Source organism: Streptomyces solicamelliae (assembly GCF_045348655.1).
In the GTDB taxonomy this organism is placed as follows: Bacteria; Actinomycetota; Actinomycetes; order Streptomycetales; family Streptomycetaceae; genus Streptomyces; species Streptomyces solicamelliae.
The window spans coordinates 3,522,777-3,540,853 of record NZ_CP160404.1 but is presented as its reverse complement, the minus strand read 5'-3'; the positions used below and the strand labels follow the sequence as shown (position 1 = coordinate 3,540,853).

The following is an 18,077-nucleotide window of genomic DNA, read 5'->3' as shown; positions in this document are numbered from 1 at the left end:
GAAACGCTAGCGTGGTGACACCTTTGTACACGCGGGAGCTCGGAGCACCGGGCTGAGAGGGCGCTGATCACCGTACGTCCGTACGGGAGGAGGCTGCGCCGACCGCCGAACCTGTTACCGGGTAATGCCGGCGTAGGGAGATCGGTCTCATGACCATTCAGGATGCACGCACGCCTGCCTCCGACCAGAACGGCCAGGGCGAGCGCACGCCGGGCTGGCACAAGGGGTACATCGAGGGCTCCCGCCCCGACCTCCGGGTTCCGGTCCGCCAGGTGCACCTCACCAACGGCAAGGACGTGACGCTGTACGACACGTCCGGTCCGTACACCGACCCCACCGTGGAGACCGACGTACGGCGCGGCCTGCCGCCGCTCCGGGAGAACTGGATCATCGGCCGCGGCGACACCGAGGAGTACGCGGGCCGGCCCGTCCGTCCCGAGGACGACGGCATCAAGCACACCTCGCCGCGCGGCGGTCTGAAGAACCTCGACGCGGTCTTCCCCGGCCGTCCGCGACTGCCCCGCCGGGGCCGCGACGGCCAGGCGGTGACGCAGCTCGCGTACGCCCGCCGCGGCGAGATCACGCCGGAGATGGAGTACGTCGCGATCCGCGAGAACGTCTCCCCCGAGGTCGTCCGGGAGGAGATCGCCGCCGGGCGGGCGGTGCTGCCGGCGAACGTGAACCACCCGGAGATCGAGCCGATGATCATCGGCAAGCGGTTCCTGGTGAAGGTCAACGCCAACATCGGCAACTCGGCCGTCACCTCCTCCATCGAGGAGGAGGTGGAGAAGATGACGTGGGCGACCAAGTGGGGCGCCGACACGGTGATGGACCTTTCCACCGGCCGCAACATCCACACCACCCGTGAGTGGGTACTTCGCAACTCCCCCGTGCCGATCGGCACCGTGCCGCTCTACCAGGCCCTGGAGAAGGTCGACGGCAAGGCCGAGGAGCTGACCTGGGAGATCTACAAGGACACGGTCGTCGAGCAGGCCGAGCAGGGCGTCGACTACATGACGGTCCACGCCGGCGTGCTGCTGCCGTACGTGCCGCTGACCGCCCGCCGCAAGACCGGCATCGTCTCCCGCGGCGGCTCGATCATGGCCGCGTGGTGCCTCGCGCACCACAAGGAGAACTTCCTCTACACGCACTTCGAGGAGCTCTGCGAGATCCTCGCGACCTACGACGTCACGTACTCGCTCGGCGACGGCCTGCGGCCCGGCTCGATCGCGGACGCCAACGACGCCGCGCAGTTCGCCGAGCTGAAGACCCTGGGCGAGCTGAACACCATCGCCAAGCGCCACAACGTGCAGACCATGATCGAGGGCCCGGGCCACGTCCCGATGCACAAGATCAAGGAGAACATCGACCTCCAGCAGGAGATCTGCGAGGAGGCGCCGTTCTACACGCTCGGCCCGCTGACGACGGACGTCGCGCCCGCGTACGACCACATCACCTCCGGCATCGGCGCGGCGATGATCGCCTGGTGGGGCACCGCGATGCTCTGCTACGTCACGCCCAAGGAGCACCTGGGCCTGCCGAACCGGGACGACGTGAAGACCGGCGTGATCACGTACAAGATCGCGGCGCACGCGGCGGACCTGGCGAAGGGCCACCCGGGCGCGCAGGAGTGGGACGACGCGCTGTCCGACGCGCGCTTCGAGTTCCGCTGGGAGGACCAGTTCAACCTGGCCATGGACCCGGACACGGCCCGTGAGTTCCACGACGAGACGCTTCCGGCTGAGCCGGCGAAGACGGCGCACTTCTGCTCGATGTGCGGCCCGAAGTTCTGCTCGATGAAGATCTCGCAGGACATCCGTCGTGAGCACGGTGGCGATCTGAAGGCGGACGAGATCGAGGCGGGCATGGCGGAGAAGTCCGCCGAGTTCGCCGCCTCCGGCAACCGGGTCTACCTGCCGCTGGCGGAGTAGCCCGGACCAGGACGGCAAGGGGCGACCGGCGGCACCTCGGGGGAGTCGCCGGCCGCCCCTTGCGCCGTTCTCAGCCGCGCGGTGTGTTCCGCTCCCCGTCCGCGTCCGGATTCGTGTTCGAGTCCGGGTTTGTCTCGGGGGCGGTGCTGAAGTCCGGGGCCGTGAAGTCGGGGCTGGTGAAGTCCGGGCTGGTGAAGGAGGGCCGGACCTCGGACTTGCCCTCGTCGGGGCTGGTGAAGTCCGGGCCGCTGTAGCCGACCTTCGGGAAGCGGCGCTGCTGGTGCGGCGGGCCGGGGGAGGCCGGACCGGCGCTCGGGTCGGCCAGGGCGTCCCGCAGGAACGGGACGATGCCGCGTTCCAGCAGGGCGTGCCGCCACGCCTCCCGGGCCCGTGAGACCTCCTCCGGCAGTTCGCCGCCCGGTTCCTGCGCCGGGACCTCGGTCGCGCTGTTGCGCAGGGCCGTCAGAAGCAGCCCGATCGCCGCGCACAGCAGACCGAACGCGGTGACCGCGGTGAAGAACCAGCCCGCGGTGACCAGTGCCCCGGCGAACTCGGGCGCCGCACCGACCGCCTGGAGGACGGAGCCGAACAGCAGGAAGATCAGCGCCGCGAGCCCGGCGAGGATCGGCGCCAGGACGGTGACCACGGCCGCGAAGCCCGCGCCCGGGCCGCTCGGCTCCTCGTCGCCGCCCCGGGACAGGACGGCGTCCATGACGCTCGGCCGGGCCGGCGGCGAGCGGAAGTCCTCGCGGACCTTCACGAAGTGCTCGTACTCGGCCGTCGCCGCGGTGGCGATGAGGGCCGTCGCGTTCAACGCCATCGTGCGCAACTGCTCGGCGTTGAGCCGCTTCCCGATCTCGGCGAGATCCGGACGTTCGTGCGCGGTGCGCAGTGCGTCGTCGAGGAGCCGCTCGAACTCGGCGCGGTCCTCGGTCAGCAGGTGCGGAGCCACATTCATGTGCATCCCCCGATGCTCCGTAGGGCCGGATCACCCGCGGAGAACGGGCGGTTGGGCGGAAACGGAGGAGAGCCTGCTACGGATAGGCAGATGGTAGAGCCGGGACGGCACGCGGTGACAGGGGGTTTCCGTAAATCGCCTTCCCGGCCCCGTGTTCAGTCATGCAGCGGGAGCCGCTGCACCAGCAGCTTTCCGGCCATGGTCACGCCGCCGTCCATGGCGATCGCGAGCCCGTCCGCGTACACGTGCGGCCCTTCGACCACCGGACCGGAGCCGTCCTCGCCGTCCCCGTCCTCGCCGCCGACCTGGCCGAGGAGGTACGGGATGGGGCTGTGCCCGTGGACGATGCGGCCGCCGCCGTAGGTGGCGAGGAGCTCCCGTACGGCCTGGGGGCCGGCCTCGTCGCGGAAGGCGAAGCGCTTGGTGAACTTGCGGAACAGGTCCCAGCACTCGTCCGCGTCGTTGCGGTTGATGATCTCGTGGACGGTGTCGTTGACGTCCTCGACGGTGTCGCCGTACTCGAGGTACGCGGTGGTGTCGGAGTGCACCAGCAGGTGCCCGTCCTCCCGCACCACGGCGTCGAGCCGGGACATCCACTGCAGGTGGACGTCCTGGAGGCGGTCCATGTCGTGCTTCTGGCCGCCGTTGAGCAGCCAGGCGGCCTGGAAGGTGGCGGTGCCGGCCCCGGAGTTGACGGGCGTGTCGCCGAAGCGCTTGGCGCCGATGAGCAGCAGCTCGTGGTTGCCCATGAGGGCCTTGCAGTAGCCGCCGGCCGCGGCGGCCTCGGCGGACAGCCGCATGACGAGGTCGATGACGCCGATGCCGTCGGGGCCGCGGTCGGTGAAGTCGCCGAGGAACCACAGGCGGGCGTTGCCGGCGGCCCAGTGGCCGTCGCCGTCGATCAGGCCCTGTTCGTGCAGGGCGACGAGGAGTTCGTCGAGGTAGCCGTGCACGTCGCCGACCACGTAGAGCGGGCCGGGGCCGTCGGGCCGGGGCGCGGGGACGGCCGGCTCGGCGTCCGGGTCGACGCGGACCAGGACGGTGTCACCCCGGTTGATCACCGGGAGGTCCCGCGCGGTGGGGGTGTAGCCGTCGGGGTGCTCGTCGGCGGGGACCGCGTTGCCGGGGTGGCCGGAGCGGGCCTCGGTCTGCGGGGCCTCGGTCTGCGGGGCCTCGCCCGGTGAGGCCGCACCCTGTTGGGGAGCGGCCTCTGCGGGAGCGGTCGGCGCGGGCGTGGTCTGCGCGGGCAGGCCCGGGGTGACCGAGGGGGTCTCCGCGGGCGGGATGTCCGTCGCGTACGGGTTTCCGGCGACCGGCGTGGCTGAATGGCCCTGCACGGGCACCCGTGCATAAGGCGGCACACGGAAATCACGCAATGTGGCCGTCCGCACCACGGGTTCCTGACCGGCCCCCTGAGTCATCGACCCCTCCACCACCGTCGCGACCGCCCTGCACATCGCGGACCGACCTGGTCGGGGTGGTCCGCGATGTCGTGCGCCCATCATAGGAATGAGGCTCCCTCTGTGTGACGCACCAGGGGTGGTGAATCCGGGTCCACCCCCGGTTCACCGGTTGTTTCGCCCCAATTGGGAAGGTCTAGTCCTGCGCGGGCGACCGGGGCGGGCTGACCGTCGTCCGGGGCGAGCGCCGTTGCGACGACGTCCGGACGATCAGTTCCGTCGGTATCACCTGCTCGACCGGTCCGTCCGTCTCGATTCCTTCGATGGCGTCGATGAGGAGTTGGACGACGGCGGTGCCGATGCGGCGGGGTTTGAGGGAGAGGGTGGTGATAGGGGGTTCGGTGGTGGCGTAGACGGTGGATTCGCTGCAGCAGACGAGGAGGAGGTCGTCGGGGACGCGGAGTCCGTAGCGTCGTGCGGCGGCGAGGAGGTCGGTGCCGTTGGGGTCGAAGAGTCCGTAGACGGCGTCGGGTCGGTCGGGTCGGGCGAGGAGGCGGTCGGCGGCGACGGCTCCGGCGCAGGGGTCGTGTGCGGGGTAGGCCTCGTAGACGGGGTCTTGTCCGACGCGGTTGCACCAGTGGAGGTAGGCCTGGGTGGAGAGTCGGGTGTAGGTGTCGGTGGTGGTGCCGGTGAGGAGTCCGATGCGGCGGGCGCCGGCGTCGGCGAGGTGGTCGAGGAGGTCGAGGACGGCTGCTTCGTGGTCGTTGTCGACCCAGGCGGTGACGGGGAGGGTGCCGGCGGGGCGTCCGTCGGAGACGACGGGGAGGCCTTGGCGGACGAGTTCGGTGACGACGGGGTCGTGGTCGGAGGGGTCGATGACGACGGTGCCGTCGAGGGCGACGTTGGACCAGACGTCGTGTCGGCTGGTGGCGGGGAGGATGACCAGGGCGTATCCGCGGGCGAGTGCGGCGGAGGTGGCGGCTCTGGCCATTTCGGCGAAGTAGGCGAATTCGGTGAAGGTGAAAGGTTCATCCCCGTAGGTGGTGACGGTCAGGCCGATCAGGCCGGACTTTCCGGTACGGAGGGTGCGGGCCGCCGCGGACGGGCGGTAGCCCAGTCGGTCGGCGACTTCGCGGACGTGGCGGCGGGTGGCGTCCGGGAGCCGGCCCTTGCCGTTGAGCGCGTCGGAGACAGTCGTGATGGAGACCCCGGCGGCGGCGGCCACGTCCCGGATGCCTGCCCGGCCCTGCCGGCTTCCCCGGGTCTGTGCCCGGCTCACCTGGTGCTTCCCTGCTGCTGTCATGGCGAGCCGATAGTAGGGCGAGGGGAGTGGGTTGGGCCGGTCGCATATGCACGCGTTGACAGGTACGTTTCTGCAAGGCTGAAAGCCGCTAACACCCAGGAAAACCAAGGGACTTCGGTGTTCTTCCATGGGAGCTGTGGCTGTCATCCGGCATGTGCCTGGTAAGGGGCACAGGTCTCGAAGAGGTCTCAACTCACCTCTACGGGCGATGCGCGCCACGGCGCTCGCCACCGGCGTGCGCCAGGTCGCCACGCGCCCCTGGGGGGTTTCCGGGCCCGACCCCGGCTCCGAGGTTCTGCCCGGTCGCCCCTCCTCAGGGGAGGCGAATCCTCATAAGGTGAGGAGTATTGGCGGTACGGACGGTCGAGGAGGACCACAGTGAGCGAGACCAGCGCCAGCGGAACGAACGCGGGCGGGCCCCGGCTGCGCGCCGAGCTGGAGACCATCCCCACCTACAAGCCGGGCAAGCCGGCCGCCGCGGGTGGGCCGGTCGCCTTCAAGCTGTCCTCCAACGAGAACCCGTACCCGCCGCTGCCGGGCGTGATGGAGAGCGCCGTGGCCGCCGCAGGGAGCTTCAACCGTTACCCCGACATGGCCTGCACGGGCCTGATGAACGAGCTCGCCGACCGCTTCGGCGTCCCGGTCTCGCACCTCGCCACCGGCACCGGCTCCGTCGGCGTGGCCCAGTCGCTGCTGCAGTCCACGTCCGGCCCCGGCGACGAGGTGATCTACGCCTGGCGCTCCTTCGAGGCGTACCCGATCATCACCCAGATCAGCGGTGCGACCTCGGTGCAGGTCCCGCTGACCGACGGCGATGTGCACGACCTCGACGCGATGGCCGAGGCGATCACCGACCGGACCCGGCTGATCTTCGTCTGCAACCCCAACAATCCCACCGGCACCGCCGTGCGCCGGGCGGAGCTGGAGCGCTTCCTGGACCGGGTGCCCTCCGACGTCCTGGTCGTGCTCGACGAGGCGTACCGGGAGTTCGTCCGGGACACCGACATTCCGGACGGCGTCGAGATCTACCGCGACCGGCCGAACGTGGCCGTGCTGCGCACGTTCTCCAAGGCGTACGGCCTGGCCGGCCTGCGGGTCGGCTTCGCGATCGCCCACGAGCCGGTGGCGGCGGCGCTGCGCAAGACGGCGGTGCCGTTCGGTGTCAGCCAGCTGGCGCAGGACGCGGCGGTGGCCTCCCTGCGCGCCGAGGACGAGCTGCTCGGCCGGGTGGGCTCGCTGGTGACGGAGCGGGCGCGGGTCCACGCGGGGCTGGTGGCCCAGGGCTGGACCGTGCCGGACACCCAGGCGAACTTCGTCTGGCTGCGGCTCGGCGAGCAGACCGTGGACTTCGCGGCCGAGTGCGAGCGGGCCGGCGTGGTGGTGCGGCCGTTCGCGGGTGAGGGCGTTCGCGTCACCATCGGCGAGGAGGAGGCGAACGACCTGTTCCTGAAGGTGGCGGAGGGTTTCCGCAAGGAGCGCTGAACGCTGTCGGTCAGCCCCTGACGGGCTGAACGCTGTCGGTCAGCCCCTGACGGGCTGAACGCTGCTGGTCGGCCCGTGGCGGGCTGAGCTGCCCGTCAGCTCCTGACGATCTCGACGCGGATCGGGTCGCCGTCCCGGACGGTGGCCAGGATCCGTGGGTCGTCGTCGAGTGCGCCGAGCAGGTTGCACGGGCCGGCGAGCCGGCACTCGTCACCGCGCGATATCGGTGTCGGGCCGTAGGGGAGGGCGAGCGCGTCGCCGTCCGTCCAGAACGCCACCGTGCCCGGTTCGACGACCTGGCGCGCCCCGGACTCGAGCGCGACGGAGACCGGAGTGTCGAAGTAGACCTCCTCGCCCCAGGTGCGGGCGGTGGAGACGATCGGGAGAGCCCCCACGAGCGCTGTGCTCGTGGGGGTTTCGTCGATGGTGGCCGTGGTGTGGCCGGCGGGCCAGGAGATTCTGATCTGAAGGGTCATGGCCCGGATTCAACAATATGTTGAAGGTCTTGGGAAGGGGTGACCTTCGGTAGGGGGACCCCCGGCTGAAGGTGCGGAATTCGTATGAGCCATAATGCTTGTGAATGTGAACGCGTTCACAAGCGTGTCTCTTTCCGCCCGTAATGGGGGGAACCAAAGGGGCAAACTGCCGTCTGACCATGTCGACGTAAGGAGAGGACGACGTGGACCTCGCTCTGGCGCCAGAGACTTTGGCGCGCTGGCAGTTCGGCATCACCACCGTCTACCACTTCCTGTTCGTTCCCCTGACGATCTCGCTCGCCGCCCTCACGGCCGGCATCCAGACCGCGTGGGTCCGTACGGGCAAGGAGAAGTACCTCCGGGCGACCAAGTTCTGGGGCAAGCTCTTCCTGATCAACATCGCCATGGGTGTCGTCACCGGCATCGTGCAGGAGTTCCAGTTCGGCATGAACTGGTCCGACTACTCGCGCTTCGTCGGCGACATCTTCGGTGCGCCGCTCGCCTTCGAGGCTCTGATCGCGTTCTTCTTCGAGTCCACCTTCATCGGCCTGTGGATCTTCGGCTGGGACAAGCTGCCGAAGCGGATCCACCTCGCCTGCATGTGGATGGTGTCGATCGGCACGATCCTCTCCGCGTACTTCATCCTCGCGGCGAACTCCTGGATGCAGCATCCCGTCGGGTACCGCATCAACGAGGCGCGGGGCCGGGCCGAGCTCACCGACTTCTGGCTGGTGCTCACCCAGAACACCGCCCTCAACCAGTTCGCCCACACCATGACCGCGGCCTTCCTCGTGGGCGGCGCCTTCATGGTCGGCATCTCCGCCTTCCACCTGGCCCGCAAGAAGCACGTGCCGGTGATGCGCTCCTCGCTGCGGATCGGCCTGGTCACGCTGATCATCGCCGGTCTGGGCACCGCCATCAGCGGCGATCTGCTCGGCAAGGTCATGTTCCAGCAGCAGCCGATGAAGATGGCCGCCGCCGAGGCCCTCTGGGACGGCGAGGCCCCGGCCCCCTTCTCCGTCTTCGCCGTCGGCGACGTGGACAAGGGCCACAACGTGGTCGCGATAGAGATCCCGGGCCTGCTGTCCTTCCTGGCCAACGACGACTTCACCTCCTTCGTGCCCGGCATCAACGACGTGAACAAGGCCGAGCAGGAGAAGTACGGGCCCGGCGACTACCGGCCCAACATCCCGGTCGCGTACTGGGGCTTCCGCTGGATGATCGGCTTCGGCATGGCCTCGCTGGCCATCGGCGTGCTCGGGCTGTGGCTGACCCGGAAGAAGTTCATGCTGCCGAAGGCGCTGCGGACCGGTGAGGACGAGGTGCCGCATCTCGTCCTCTTCAAGAAGCCGCTCAGCGCGCGGTTCACCCGGTGGTACTGGGTCGTGGCGCTGTGGACCATGCTCTTCCCGCTGATCGCCAACTCCTGGGGCTGGATCTTCACCGAGATGGGACGCCAGCCGTGGGTCGTCTACGGCGTGCTGCGCACCCAGGCGGCGGTCTCCCCCGGCGTCTCCCAGGCCGAGGTGCTCACCTCGATGATCGTCTTCACCGCGCTCTACGCGATCCTGGCCGTGATCGAGGTCCGGCTGATGGTGAAGTACGTCAAGGCCGGTCCCCCGGAGCTCACCGAGGACGACCTCAACCCGCCCACGACCATCGGCGGCCATGACAAGCGCGACCCCGACCGGCCCATGGCCTTCTCGTACTGAGGCAGAGGAGAACGAGTCATGGAACTCCACGACGTCTGGTTCGTCCTGATCGCCGTCCTCTGGACCGGCTACTTCTTCCTGGAGGGCTTCGACTTCGGGATCGGCGTCCTCACCAAGCCGCTCGCCCGCGACCGTTCCGAGAAGCGGGTCCTGATCAACACCATCGGACCCGTCTGGGACGGCAACGAGGTGTGGCTGCTGACCGCCGGCGGAGCGACCTTCGCCGCGTTCCCCGAGTGGTACGCGACGCTGTTCTCCGGCTTCTACCTGCCGCTGCTGCTGATCCTGGTCTGCCTCATCGTGCGAGGCGTCGCCTTCGAGTACCGCGCCAAGCGGCCCGAGGAGAACTGGCAGCGCAACTGGGAGGAGGCCATCTTCTGGACCTCGCTGGTCCCGGCCTTCCTGTGGGGCGTGGCCTTCGGCAACATCGTGCGCGGCGTGAAGATCGACGCCGAGTTCGAGTACGTCGGCGGCTTCTGGGACCTGCTCAACCCGTACGCCCTGGTGGGCGGACTGGTCACCCTCTCCCTCTTCACCTTCCACGGTGCGGTGTTCGCCGCGCTCAAGACGGCGGGGGACATAAGGGTGCGGGCGCGGGCCCTGGCCGTGAAGCTGGGCCTGGTGACGGCCGTTGTCGCGCTGATCTTCCTGCTGTGGACCCAGTTCGACAAGGGTGACGGCTGGAGCCTGGGTGCGATGCTGGTGGCCGTGGTCGCGCTGCTCGGTGCGATCGGGGCGATCAAGGCCGGGCGTGAGGGCTGGTCGTTCGCGCTCTCCGGGCTCACCATCGTGGCCGCGGTTGCGATGCTGTTCCTGACGCTCTTCCCGAACGTCATGCCGTCCACGCTCAACCCCGACTGGAGCCTGACGGTCACCAACGCGTCGTCGAGCCCGTACACGCTGAAGATCATGACGTGGTGTGCGGCGATCGCGACCCCGCTGGTGCTCCTCTACCAGTCCTGGACGTACTGGGTGTTCCGCAAGCGGATCGGCACCCAGCACATCGCCCACTAGCTCTGCCCGCCGATCAGCGAGGGATGTTTCACGTGAAACCGATCGACCCGCGTCTGCTCCGCTACGCCCGTGCCACCCGCTTCTTCCTGGCGGCCGTGGTGGCTCTCGGCCTGGTCGGGGCGGCGCTGGTCGTCGCCCAGGCGATGCTCATCGCCGAGGTCGTGGTGGGGGCCTTCGAGAAGGGCCTCTCGGTTTCCTCCCTCACCACCCCGCTGCTGCTGCTCGCCGGTGTGGCAGTGGGCCGGGCGCTGGTGTCCTGGCTGACAGAACTCGCCGCCCATCGCGCGAGCGCGGCGGTCAAGTCCGAGCTGCGGGGGCGGCTGCTCGACCGGGCGGCGGCCCTCGGGCCGGGCTGGCTCAGCGGCCAGAAGGCCGGTTCGCTGGTGGCCCTCGCGACCCGCGGCGTGGACGCCCTCGACGACTACTTCGCGCGCTACCTCCCGCAGCTCGGCCTGGCCGTCGTGGTGCCGGTGGCCGTGCTCGCGCGGATCGTCACCGAGGACTGGGTGTCGGCGGCGATCATCGTGATCACCCTGCCGCTGATCCCGGTCTTCATGGTGCTCATCGGCTGGGCGACACAGGCCCGGATGGACCGGCAGTGGAAGCTGCTCTCCCGGCTGTCCGGCCACTTCCTCGATGTCGTCGCCGGACTGCCGACGCTCAAGGTCTTCGGCCGGGCCAAGGCCCAGGCCGAGTCGATCCGCGCGATCACCTCCGAGTACCGGCAGGCCACGCTGCGGACCCTGCGGATCGCCTTCCTCTCGTCCTTCGCGCTCGAACTGCTCTCCACGCTGTCGGTGGCGCTGGTCGCCGTCACCATCGGCATGCGCCTGGTCCACGGCGGCCTCGACCTGTACACGGGGCTCGTCATCCTCGTCCTCGCGCCCGAGGCGTATCTGCCGATCCGCCAGGTCGGCGCGCAGTACCACGCGGCGGCGGAGGGACTCGCGGCCGCGGAGGAGATCTTCGACGTCCTGGAGACCCCGGTCCGTACGGGCGGCCGTGACGCCGTCGGCGCCGGTGTTCCGCGCATCGAGCTGACCGATGTCACGGTGCGGCACGAGGGGCGGGCGGAGCCCTCGCTCGACGCTGCCTCGTTGACCCTCGAACCCGGGGAGACGGTGGCCCTGGTCGGGCCGAGCGGGGCCGGCAAGTCCACGCTGCTCGACGTGCTGCTGGGCTTCACGGTGCCGGAGCCGGACGGCGGTTCGGTACGCGTCGGGGACACCGACCTGGGGTCGCTGGACCTGGCGTCCTGGCGCGAGCGGATCGCGTGGGTGCCGCAGCGGCCGTACTTCTTCGCCGGGACGATCGCCGAGAACGTCCGCCTGGCCCGTCCGGACGCCGACGACGCGGATGTCGCCCGGGCCCTGCGGGACGCGGGGGCCGAGGAGTTCGTCGCCGGGCTGCCGGCCGGTCAGGAGACCGAGCTCGGCGAGGACGGTGCGGGACTCTCGGCGGGCCAGCGCCAACGGCTCGCCCTGGCACGGGCGTTCCTCGCCGACCGTCCGCTGCTGCTGCTGGACGAGCCGACGGCCGCCCTGGACGGCGCGACGGAGGCGTCCGTCGTCGACTCGGTCCGCCGGCTGGCGGAGGGCCGTACCGTCCTGCTCGTCGTCCACCGGCCGGCGCTGCTGGCGGTCGCCGACCGGGTGGTCGAGCTGCAAGGGGCGCGGGCCGTCGAGGCGGCCGCACCGGTCGCCGCCCGGACCGGGAACCGGACGGGCGTGGAGACGGCCTGGACGGGCGTACTGCCGTCCGGCGACGGGCGGTCGGCCGAGCGGGACGCCGATGTACGGGACGAGGTCGTACCGGACGAGGTCGCACGGGACGACGCGACGCCGGGCGGCGAACGGGTCGTGCCCGCGGCGGCCGGCCGCCGTGACGGTGTCGCCGGGCGGGTGCCGGCGCCTTCGGACGCGGGAGCCGACGCGCTCGCGTCCCGGCGAGGGGCGGAGGACGACGACCAGAGCTCGCCCGAGTACGCGGGTCCCGCGGCCGTCGGCTCGCGGCCGTCCCCGCTCGCCCGCGTGCGCCGCATGGGCGGGGAGCTGCGGGGCCGTCTGAGCCTCGCACTGCTGCTGGGGACGCTCGCGCTCGGCTCCGCCGTGGGCCTCATGGCGGTGTCCGGCTGGCTCATCTCGCGCGCCTCCGAACAGCCCCCCGTGCTGTACCTGATGGTCGCCGTCACCGCGACGCGCGCGTTCGGCATCGGCCGGGCCGTGTTCCGGTACGCCGAGCGGATCGTCTCGCACGACGCCGTCCTGCGGATGCTCGCCGAGCTCCGGGTCTCCGTCTACCGCCGCCTGGAGCGCATCGCCCCCGCCGGACTGCGCCGCACCCGGCGCGGCGACCTGCTGGCCCGGCTCGTCCAGGACGTCGACGCGCTCCAGGACTACTGGCTGCGCTGGCTGCTCCCGGCCGGGGCCGCGCTGCTGGTCGGCGCGGGTTCCGTCGGGTTCACCGCGTGGCTGCTGCCCGAGGCCGGAGCCGTGCTGGCGGTGGGCCTGCTGGCCGCCGGCGTGGCCGTACCGCTGCTCGGCGCGGCGCTCTCCCGGCGCGCCGAGAACCGGCTCGCCCCCGCCCGGGGCGTGCTCGCGACGGCCGTCGCCGACCTGCTGCGCGGCTGCGCCGAACTGACCGTCGCCGGTGCGCTGCGCGACCGGCTCGACCGGGCCGCCCGCGCGGACCGCACGCTCACCTCCATCGCCTCCCGCCAGTCCGCCGCCACCGCGCTGAGCGCCGGACTCACCGCGCTCGCCTGCGGTCTGACGGTCGCCGCCGCGGCGGTCGTCGGCGTCCAGGGCGTACGGGACGGCCGGCTCGACGGTGTCGCGCTCGCGGCCCTCGTGCTCACCCCGCTGGCCGCGTTCGAGGCGGTGAACGGGCTGCCGCTGGCCGTCCAGTACCGGCAGCGGGTCAAGCGCAGCGCCGAGCGGGTGCAGGAGGTCCTCGACGCCCCGGTCCCGGTGCACGAGCCGGAGCACCCGGCCGCCGCGCCGGACAGCCCGTTCCCGCTGGTCCTCGACGGACTGAGCGCGCGGTACGCCGGGCAGGACCGGGACGCACTGGCCGACTTCACGCTCACCCTCGAGGCCGGCCGCCGGGTCGCCGTCGTCGGCGCGTCCGGCTCCGGCAAGACCACCCTCGCCCAGACGCTGCTGCGGTTCCTGGACGTCCGCTCCGGGGCGTACCGGCTCGGCGGCGCGGCCGCGGACGCACTCGACGGCGACGACGTCCGGCGTCTCGTCGGGCTCTGCGCCCAGGACGCCCACCTCTTCGACAGCTCGCTCCGGGAGAACCTGCGGCTCGCCCGCCCCGGCGCCGGTGACGGCGACCTGCGTGCCGCGCTCGACCGGGCCCGGCTGCTCGACTGGGTCGACGGGCTGCCCGACGGCCTCGACACCCTCGTCGGCGAGCACGGCGCCCGGCTTTCCGGCGGCCAGCGCCAGCGGCTCGCGCTCGCCCGCGCGCTGCTCGCCGACTTTCCCGTACTCGTTCTCGACGAGCCGGCCGAACACCTCGACCTGGCCACGGCGGACGCGCTCACCGACGACCTGCTGCAGGTCACCGAGGGCCGGACCACCGTCCTCATCACCCACCGGCTGCGCGGCCTCGACGCCGTCGACGAGGTGGTGGTCCTGGACGAGGGCCGGACCGTCCAGCGCGGTACGTACGCGGAACTGGCCACCGTCGAGGGGCCGCTGCGGACGATGCTGGAACGCGAGCGGGAGACCGAACTGCTCACCCGCCGGGGCTGACGGCCCGCCGCGCGCAGGCGCGCCGTCAGCCATTCAGGCTTTTCTCTTCAAAACGGACTTACTACCCTCGGGGGCATGACCGTGCCCGACGCTCCGGACCCGCTCGAAGCCGCCACCCAGGCCACCCGCAGCCTCCAGGGCCTGTCCACCGAGCTGACGGCACGCGTCCCCCGACTCCTGGAGGCCATGCGGTCGGTCGGCACCGGTCTGGAACTGCACTCCACCCTGGACCGCATCTGCGAGACCGCCGCCGAACTCGCCGACGCCCGCTACGCGGCGATCGGCGTGGTCGACGAGGAGGGCGAGGGGCTCTCCGACTTCGTCACGCACGGCGTCCCGGACGCGACCGCCCGCCGCATCGGCCGCCGTCCCGACGGGCACGCCGGACTGCTCGGCGCGCTGATCCGGGATCCGCAGACGATCCGTCTCGCCGACCTGACCGCCGATCCGCGCTCCGCCGGCTTCCCGCCCGGCCATCCCCCGATGCGGAGCTTCCTCGGCGTCCCCATCCGCGTCCAGGGCGAGATCTTCGGCAACCTCTACCTCGCGGAGAAGCACGGCGGTGACCCCTTCACCGACGACGACGTGCACATGGTCCGCGTCCTGGCCACCGAGGCCGGCATCGCCATCGGCAACGCCCGTCTCTACGAGGCCGCCCGGCAGCGCGAACGGTGGATCGACGGCTCGGTCGCCGTCACCACCGCGCTGCTCTCCGGCGGCGACGCCGACGACGCCCTCACCGTCGTGGCCGAGCAGGCCCGTCGGCTCGCCGACGCGGCCGCGGGCATCGTCCTGCTGCCCGCCGAGGACGGCGGGCTCGAGATCGTCGCCGTCTCCGCCGACCAGCCCGCCAAGGTGCTCGGCATCGTCATCCCGCCGGAGAGCCCGGTCGTGGAGCGGCTGCTCGCCGGCGAGCCGGTGTTCGTCACCGACGCCTCCGCCGACACGCGCATGCTCAGCCGGGTCGCCGTCGAGTACGGGCCGAGCATGCTGCTGCCGCTGCAGAGCGGCGGGCGGGTCCTCGGCGCGCTCGCCACGCCCCGGGCGCGCGGCGCCCGTCAGTTCACCGAGGCCGAGCGCACCCTCGCCACGCAGTTCGCCTCGCAGGCCGCGCTGGCGCTGATGATGGCGGAGGCGCAGCGCGACCGGGAGCGGCTCGCCGTCTACGAGGACCGCGACCGCATCGCCCGTGACCTCCACGACCTGGTCATCCAGCGGCTGTTCGCCACCGGGATGATGCTGGAGAGCGCCCAGCGCAAGTCGGTCGTGCCGGCGGTGCGGGAGGGTGTCGGCAAGGCGGTCGACGAGCTCGACGTCACCATCCAGGAGATCCGCACGGCGATCTTCGCGCTCCAGCAGGGCCCGGCGGAGGCCCCGTCGGGGCTGCGCACCCGCGTGCTGCGGGAGATCAACATGGCCGCGGTGCCGCTGGGCTTCAAGCCCGCGCACCGCTTCCTCGGTCCGGTCGACGCGACGGTCGGCGAACTCACCGGCAAGAACCTCGTCGCCGCCCTGCGCGAGGCGCTCTCCAACGCCTTCCGGCACGCGGAGGCGACCCGGATCGAGGTCGTCGTGGACGCCACCGTCAGGCTGGCGGACGGGACACCGGGCGTCCGGCTGTCGGTGGCGGACGACGGCGTGGGCATCCCCGAGGGCGGCCGGCGCAGCGGACTGCGGAACCTGGCCCGGCGCGCGGAGTCCCTCGGCGGCGCGAGCTGGTGCGAGCCGGGCATCGGCGACGACGACGGCGGGACGACGGTGGTGTGGCAGGCCCCGTTGTAGCGGGGCACGCCGCGGTTGCAGCGGGGCACGCCGGGGCGGCGTGCGGGCCGATCGTCTGATGTTCGTAGGCCGTCCGGCCGTACGACGCCCGTGTGCTGCCGCGATTCGGGCCGGCGCGGGGTGACGATCCGACCATGCGCCCTTCATACGACCGGTGGCCCCGCCCTGTGCCGCTGCTCGTCGCGCTGCTCGCACTGTGCCTGCTGTCGGCGCGCCCGGCCGTCGCCTCCGACGGGCCGAGCCTCGGTCCCGAGGTGGCCCGGCTGTACCAGGAGACCGCGCGTGCGGTCGCCTCGTACGAGCGGGGCCGGCGGGCCGCCGACGCCCAGCGCGTCCGGGCCGCGGCCCTGGAGCAGCGGCTGACCGGGCACCGCCGTGAACTCGCCGTGCTGCACGAGCAGGCGGGCGGTGTCGCCCGCGCGCAGTACCGCGAGGGCGGCTCGCTCACCCACACCGCCCGGCTGCTGCTCTCGAGGAACCCCGACCAGCTGATGCGCGGTCAGCAGCTCGCCGCTCAGGCGGAGGCGGCCGTGAGCCGGCTGCTCGACGGCTCCCGCAAGGCGGAGGCCCGCCTGGCGGCGGCGGAGGGTGCGGCGAGCCGGGCCCGGCACGAGCTCGACCTGCGGGTGGCACGGCTCGACCGGATCAAGCAGGGCATCCAGACCCGGCTCGAGGAGGCGCAGTGGCGGCTCCAGGCGGAGGCGAACCGCAGCGCCGCCGCGGGCAGCTGCCGGGGCGCGGTGCGCATCGAGCAGCCCGGTGGCCCGCCGCGCGGCGCCCGCTGGGTCGCGCCGGTGGAGGCGTACGCGCTCTCCGCGGGCTTCGACAGCGCGGGCGAGCGCTGGGCGAGCCGGCACACCGGCCAGGACTTCGCCGTGCCCATCGGCACGCCCGTGCGGGCGGTCGGTGCGGGCCGGGTGGTGCGGGTGTCCTGCGGCGGGGGCTTCGGGATCGAGGTGGTCGTCGGCCACGACGGCGGCTGGTACTCGCAGTACGCGCACCTGGCCTCGGCGGCCGTGGAGGCGGGCGAGCGGGTGAGGCCCGGACAGTGGATCGGGCAGTCCGGGACGACCGGCAACTCCACCGGCCCCCACCTGCACTTCGAGACCCGGCTGACGCCCCAGCTGGGCTCGGGCGTGGACCCGGCCCGCTGGCTCGCCGAGCGCGGGGTACGGCTGCGGGCCGTCGTCCCGCCGGGCGAGGAGACGGGCGCGGCGGGCCCGCCGCTGCCGGACGCCGCGGGTGCCGCAGGTCAGGAGGGGCTCTTCCCGGCACCGGCACCGGCGCCGACTCCCGGACCTGCTCCGGCGCCCGGTGCTCCCGGATCCGGTGCTCCCGGTCCCGGCCCTGCTCCCGACCTGGTTCCGGACGGGCCGCTCGGCGGCGCGCCGGACCCGGCGGGTGCCCTCACAGGCCCGCCAGGATCTCCTCGATGACGACGGCGACGCCGTCCTCGTTGTTGGCGACCGTGCGGCCGGAGGCGGCGGTGACCACGTCGGGGTGCGCGTTGCCCATGGCGTACGAGCGGCCCGCCCAGTTCAGCATCTCGATGTCGTTGGGCATGTCGCCGAAGGCGACGACCTCCTCGGCCGTGATGCCGCGCTCGGCGCAGCAGTGCGCGAGCGTGGACGCCTTGGAGACGCCGAGCCCGCTGACCTCGAGCAGGGCGGTCGGGCTGGACCGGGTGAACGAGGCCCGGTCGCCGGCCGCCCCGCGGGCCAGCGCCAGGAAGGCGTCCGGGTCCAGCTCGGGGTGCTGGGCGAGCAGCTTCAGTACGGGGGCGGCCGCGCCCGGGGCCTCCTCGTAGAGCAGCTTCTCGGCGATGGCGACGGTCGCGCCGGGGTCGAGGAAGAACGGCGGGTACAGCGGCTCGTAGTGGATGCCGGTGGTCAGCTCGACCGCGAAGGAGCTGCCGGGTGCGGCCTCGCGCAGCCGGTGGACGACGTCCAGGGCGGTCGGCCGCTCCAGCGGACGTACCTCCAGAAACGTTCCTCCGGAGTGGAGGTCGACCACCGCGGCGCCGTTGGCGCAGATCGCGAGGCCATGGCCGTGCACATGGTCGCTGACCACGTCCATCCAGCGGGCCGGGCGCCCGGTGACGAAGAAGACCTCGATCCCGGCGGCCTCGGCGGCGGCGAGCGCCGCGACGGTCCGGGGCGAGACGGACTTGTCGTCGCGGAGCAGCGTGCCGTCGAGGTCGGTGGCGATCAGTTTCGGAGTCGGCGCGCCGTCGCGCCCGGGGAGGGATGAGGTCACGG

The 18,077-nt window shown here is 72.0% G+C and carries 12 protein-coding genes and 1 riboswitch; of the genes, 7 read left to right on the top strand and 5 right to left on the bottom strand.

The window, feature by feature from the left end; all coding sequences use genetic code 11:
- Window positions 1–21 precede the first annotated feature (21 nt).
- A riboswitch (TPP riboswitch) is annotated at window positions 22–156 on the top strand.
- Window positions 150–1,931, top strand: a complete 1,782-nt coding sequence (thiC, locus tag ABZO31_RS16410) for a phosphomethylpyrimidine synthase ThiC (protein ID WP_406861970.1) — start codon at window positions 150–152, stop codon at window positions 1,929–1,931. Its footprint overlaps the riboswitch before it by 7 nt.
- 70 nt (window positions 1,932–2,001) lie before the next feature.
- On the opposite strand, the gene ABZO31_RS16405 is transcribed toward thiC, so the two are convergent.
- From ABZO31_RS16405 to ABZO31_RS16395, 3 genes are all read right to left on the bottom strand, one after another.
- Window positions 2,002–2,895 (bottom strand): hypothetical protein, encoded by an 894-nt coding sequence (locus tag ABZO31_RS16405; RefSeq protein WP_406861969.1) that lies wholly within the window; start codon window positions 2,893–2,895, stop codon window positions 2,002–2,004.
- Between the two features lie 149 nt (window positions 2,896–3,044).
- Window positions 3,045–4,310: a metallophosphoesterase gene (locus ABZO31_RS16400; RefSeq protein WP_406861968.1), complete on the bottom strand. Its 1,266-nt coding sequence runs from the start codon at window positions 4,308–4,310 to the stop codon at window positions 3,045–3,047.
- Window positions 4,311–4,485: 175 nt separating this feature from the next.
- On the bottom strand, window positions 4,486–5,592 hold the full coding sequence (locus ABZO31_RS16395; RefSeq protein ID WP_406861967.1) for a LacI family DNA-binding transcriptional regulator: 1,107 nt from the start codon (window positions 5,590–5,592) through the stop codon (window positions 4,486–4,488).
- A gap of 378 nt (window positions 5,593–5,970) precedes the next feature.
- Between ABZO31_RS16395 and hisC the strand changes: the two genes are divergently transcribed.
- Window positions 5,971–7,074: a histidinol-phosphate transaminase gene (gene hisC / locus ABZO31_RS16390; RefSeq protein WP_406861966.1), complete on the top strand. Its 1,104-nt coding sequence runs from the start codon at window positions 5,971–5,973 to the stop codon at window positions 7,072–7,074.
- Window positions 7,075–7,169: 95 nt separating this feature from the next.
- Here hisC and ABZO31_RS16385 read toward each other — a convergent pair whose 3' ends face one another.
- A complete protein-coding gene (locus tag ABZO31_RS16385) occupies window positions 7,170–7,550 on the bottom strand; it encodes a cyclophilin-like fold protein (RefSeq protein ID WP_406861965.1) in 381 nt (126 codons plus the stop codon).
- 203 nt (window positions 7,551–7,753) lie between these two features.
- Between ABZO31_RS16385 and ABZO31_RS16380 the strand changes: the two genes are divergently transcribed.
- The 5 genes from ABZO31_RS16380 (at window position 7,754) to ABZO31_RS16360 (ending at window position 17,255) form a co-directional block, all read left to right on the top strand.
- Window positions 7,754–9,262, top strand: coding sequence for a cytochrome ubiquinol oxidase subunit I (locus ABZO31_RS16380; protein WP_406861964.1), 1,509 nt, complete (start codon window positions 7,754–7,756; stop codon window positions 9,260–9,262).
- Window positions 9,263–9,280: 18 nt separating this feature from the next.
- Complete coding sequence (cydB, locus tag ABZO31_RS16375) at window positions 9,281–10,276, top strand: cytochrome d ubiquinol oxidase subunit II (protein ID WP_406861962.1); 996 nt, start codon at window positions 9,281–9,283, stop codon at window positions 10,274–10,276.
- 23 nt (window positions 10,277–10,299) lie between these two features.
- Window positions 10,300–14,037, top strand: coding sequence for a thiol reductant ABC exporter subunit CydD (cydD, locus tag ABZO31_RS16370; protein WP_406861961.1), 3,738 nt, complete (start codon window positions 10,300–10,302; stop codon window positions 14,035–14,037).
- Between the two features lie 75 nt (window positions 14,038–14,112).
- Window positions 14,113–15,819: a GAF domain-containing sensor histidine kinase gene (locus ABZO31_RS16365; RefSeq protein WP_406861960.1), complete on the top strand. Its 1,707-nt coding sequence runs from the start codon at window positions 14,113–14,115 to the stop codon at window positions 15,817–15,819.
- A gap of 134 nt (window positions 15,820–15,953) precedes the next feature.
- Window positions 15,954–17,255 (top strand): M23 family metallopeptidase, encoded by a 1,302-nt coding sequence (locus ABZO31_RS16360; protein ID WP_406861959.1) that lies wholly within the window; start codon window positions 15,954–15,956, stop codon window positions 17,253–17,255.
- Here ABZO31_RS16360 and ABZO31_RS16355 read toward each other — a convergent pair.
- On the bottom strand, window positions 17,227–18,075 hold the full coding sequence (locus ABZO31_RS16355; protein WP_406861958.1) for a Cof-type HAD-IIB family hydrolase: 849 nt from the start codon (window positions 18,073–18,075) through the stop codon (window positions 17,227–17,229). The two genes, ABZO31_RS16360 and ABZO31_RS16355, sit on opposite strands and share 29 nt — an antisense overlap.
- Window positions 18,076–18,077: the final 2 nt, after the last annotated feature.

Excerpts from the sequence above, each read along its gene's own strand:
- ABZO31_RS16385 (WP_406861965.1), bottom strand. The coding sequence starts at position 7,550 with ATGACCCTTCAGATCAGAATCTCCTGGCCCGCCGGCCACACCACGGCC.
- ABZO31_RS16400 (WP_406861968.1), bottom strand. The coding sequence starts at position 4,310 with ATGACTCAGGGGGCCGGTCAGGAACCCGTGGTGCGGACGGCCACATTG.
- cydD (WP_406861961.1), top strand. The coding sequence starts at position 10,300 with ATGTTTCACGTGAAACCGATCGACCCGCGTCTGCTCCGCTACGCCCGT.
- cydB (WP_406861962.1), top strand. The coding sequence starts at position 9,281 with ATGGAACTCCACGACGTCTGGTTCGTCCTGATCGCCGTCCTCTGGACC.
- thiC (WP_406861970.1), top strand. The coding sequence starts at position 150 with ATGACCATTCAGGATGCACGCACGCCTGCCTCCGACCAGAACGGCCAG.
- ABZO31_RS16395 (WP_406861967.1), bottom strand. The coding sequence starts at position 5,592 with ATGACAGCAGCAGGGAAGCACCAGGTGAGCCGGGCACAGACCCGGGGA.
- ABZO31_RS16405 (WP_406861969.1), bottom strand. The coding sequence starts at position 2,895 with ATGCACATGAATGTGGCTCCGCACCTGCTGACCGAGGACCGCGCCGAG.
- ABZO31_RS16360 (WP_406861959.1), top strand. The coding sequence starts at position 15,954 with ATGCGCCCTTCATACGACCGGTGGCCCCGCCCTGTGCCGCTGCTCGTC.
- ABZO31_RS16365 (WP_406861960.1), top strand. The coding sequence starts at position 14,113 with ATGACCGTGCCCGACGCTCCGGACCCGCTCGAAGCCGCCACCCAGGCC.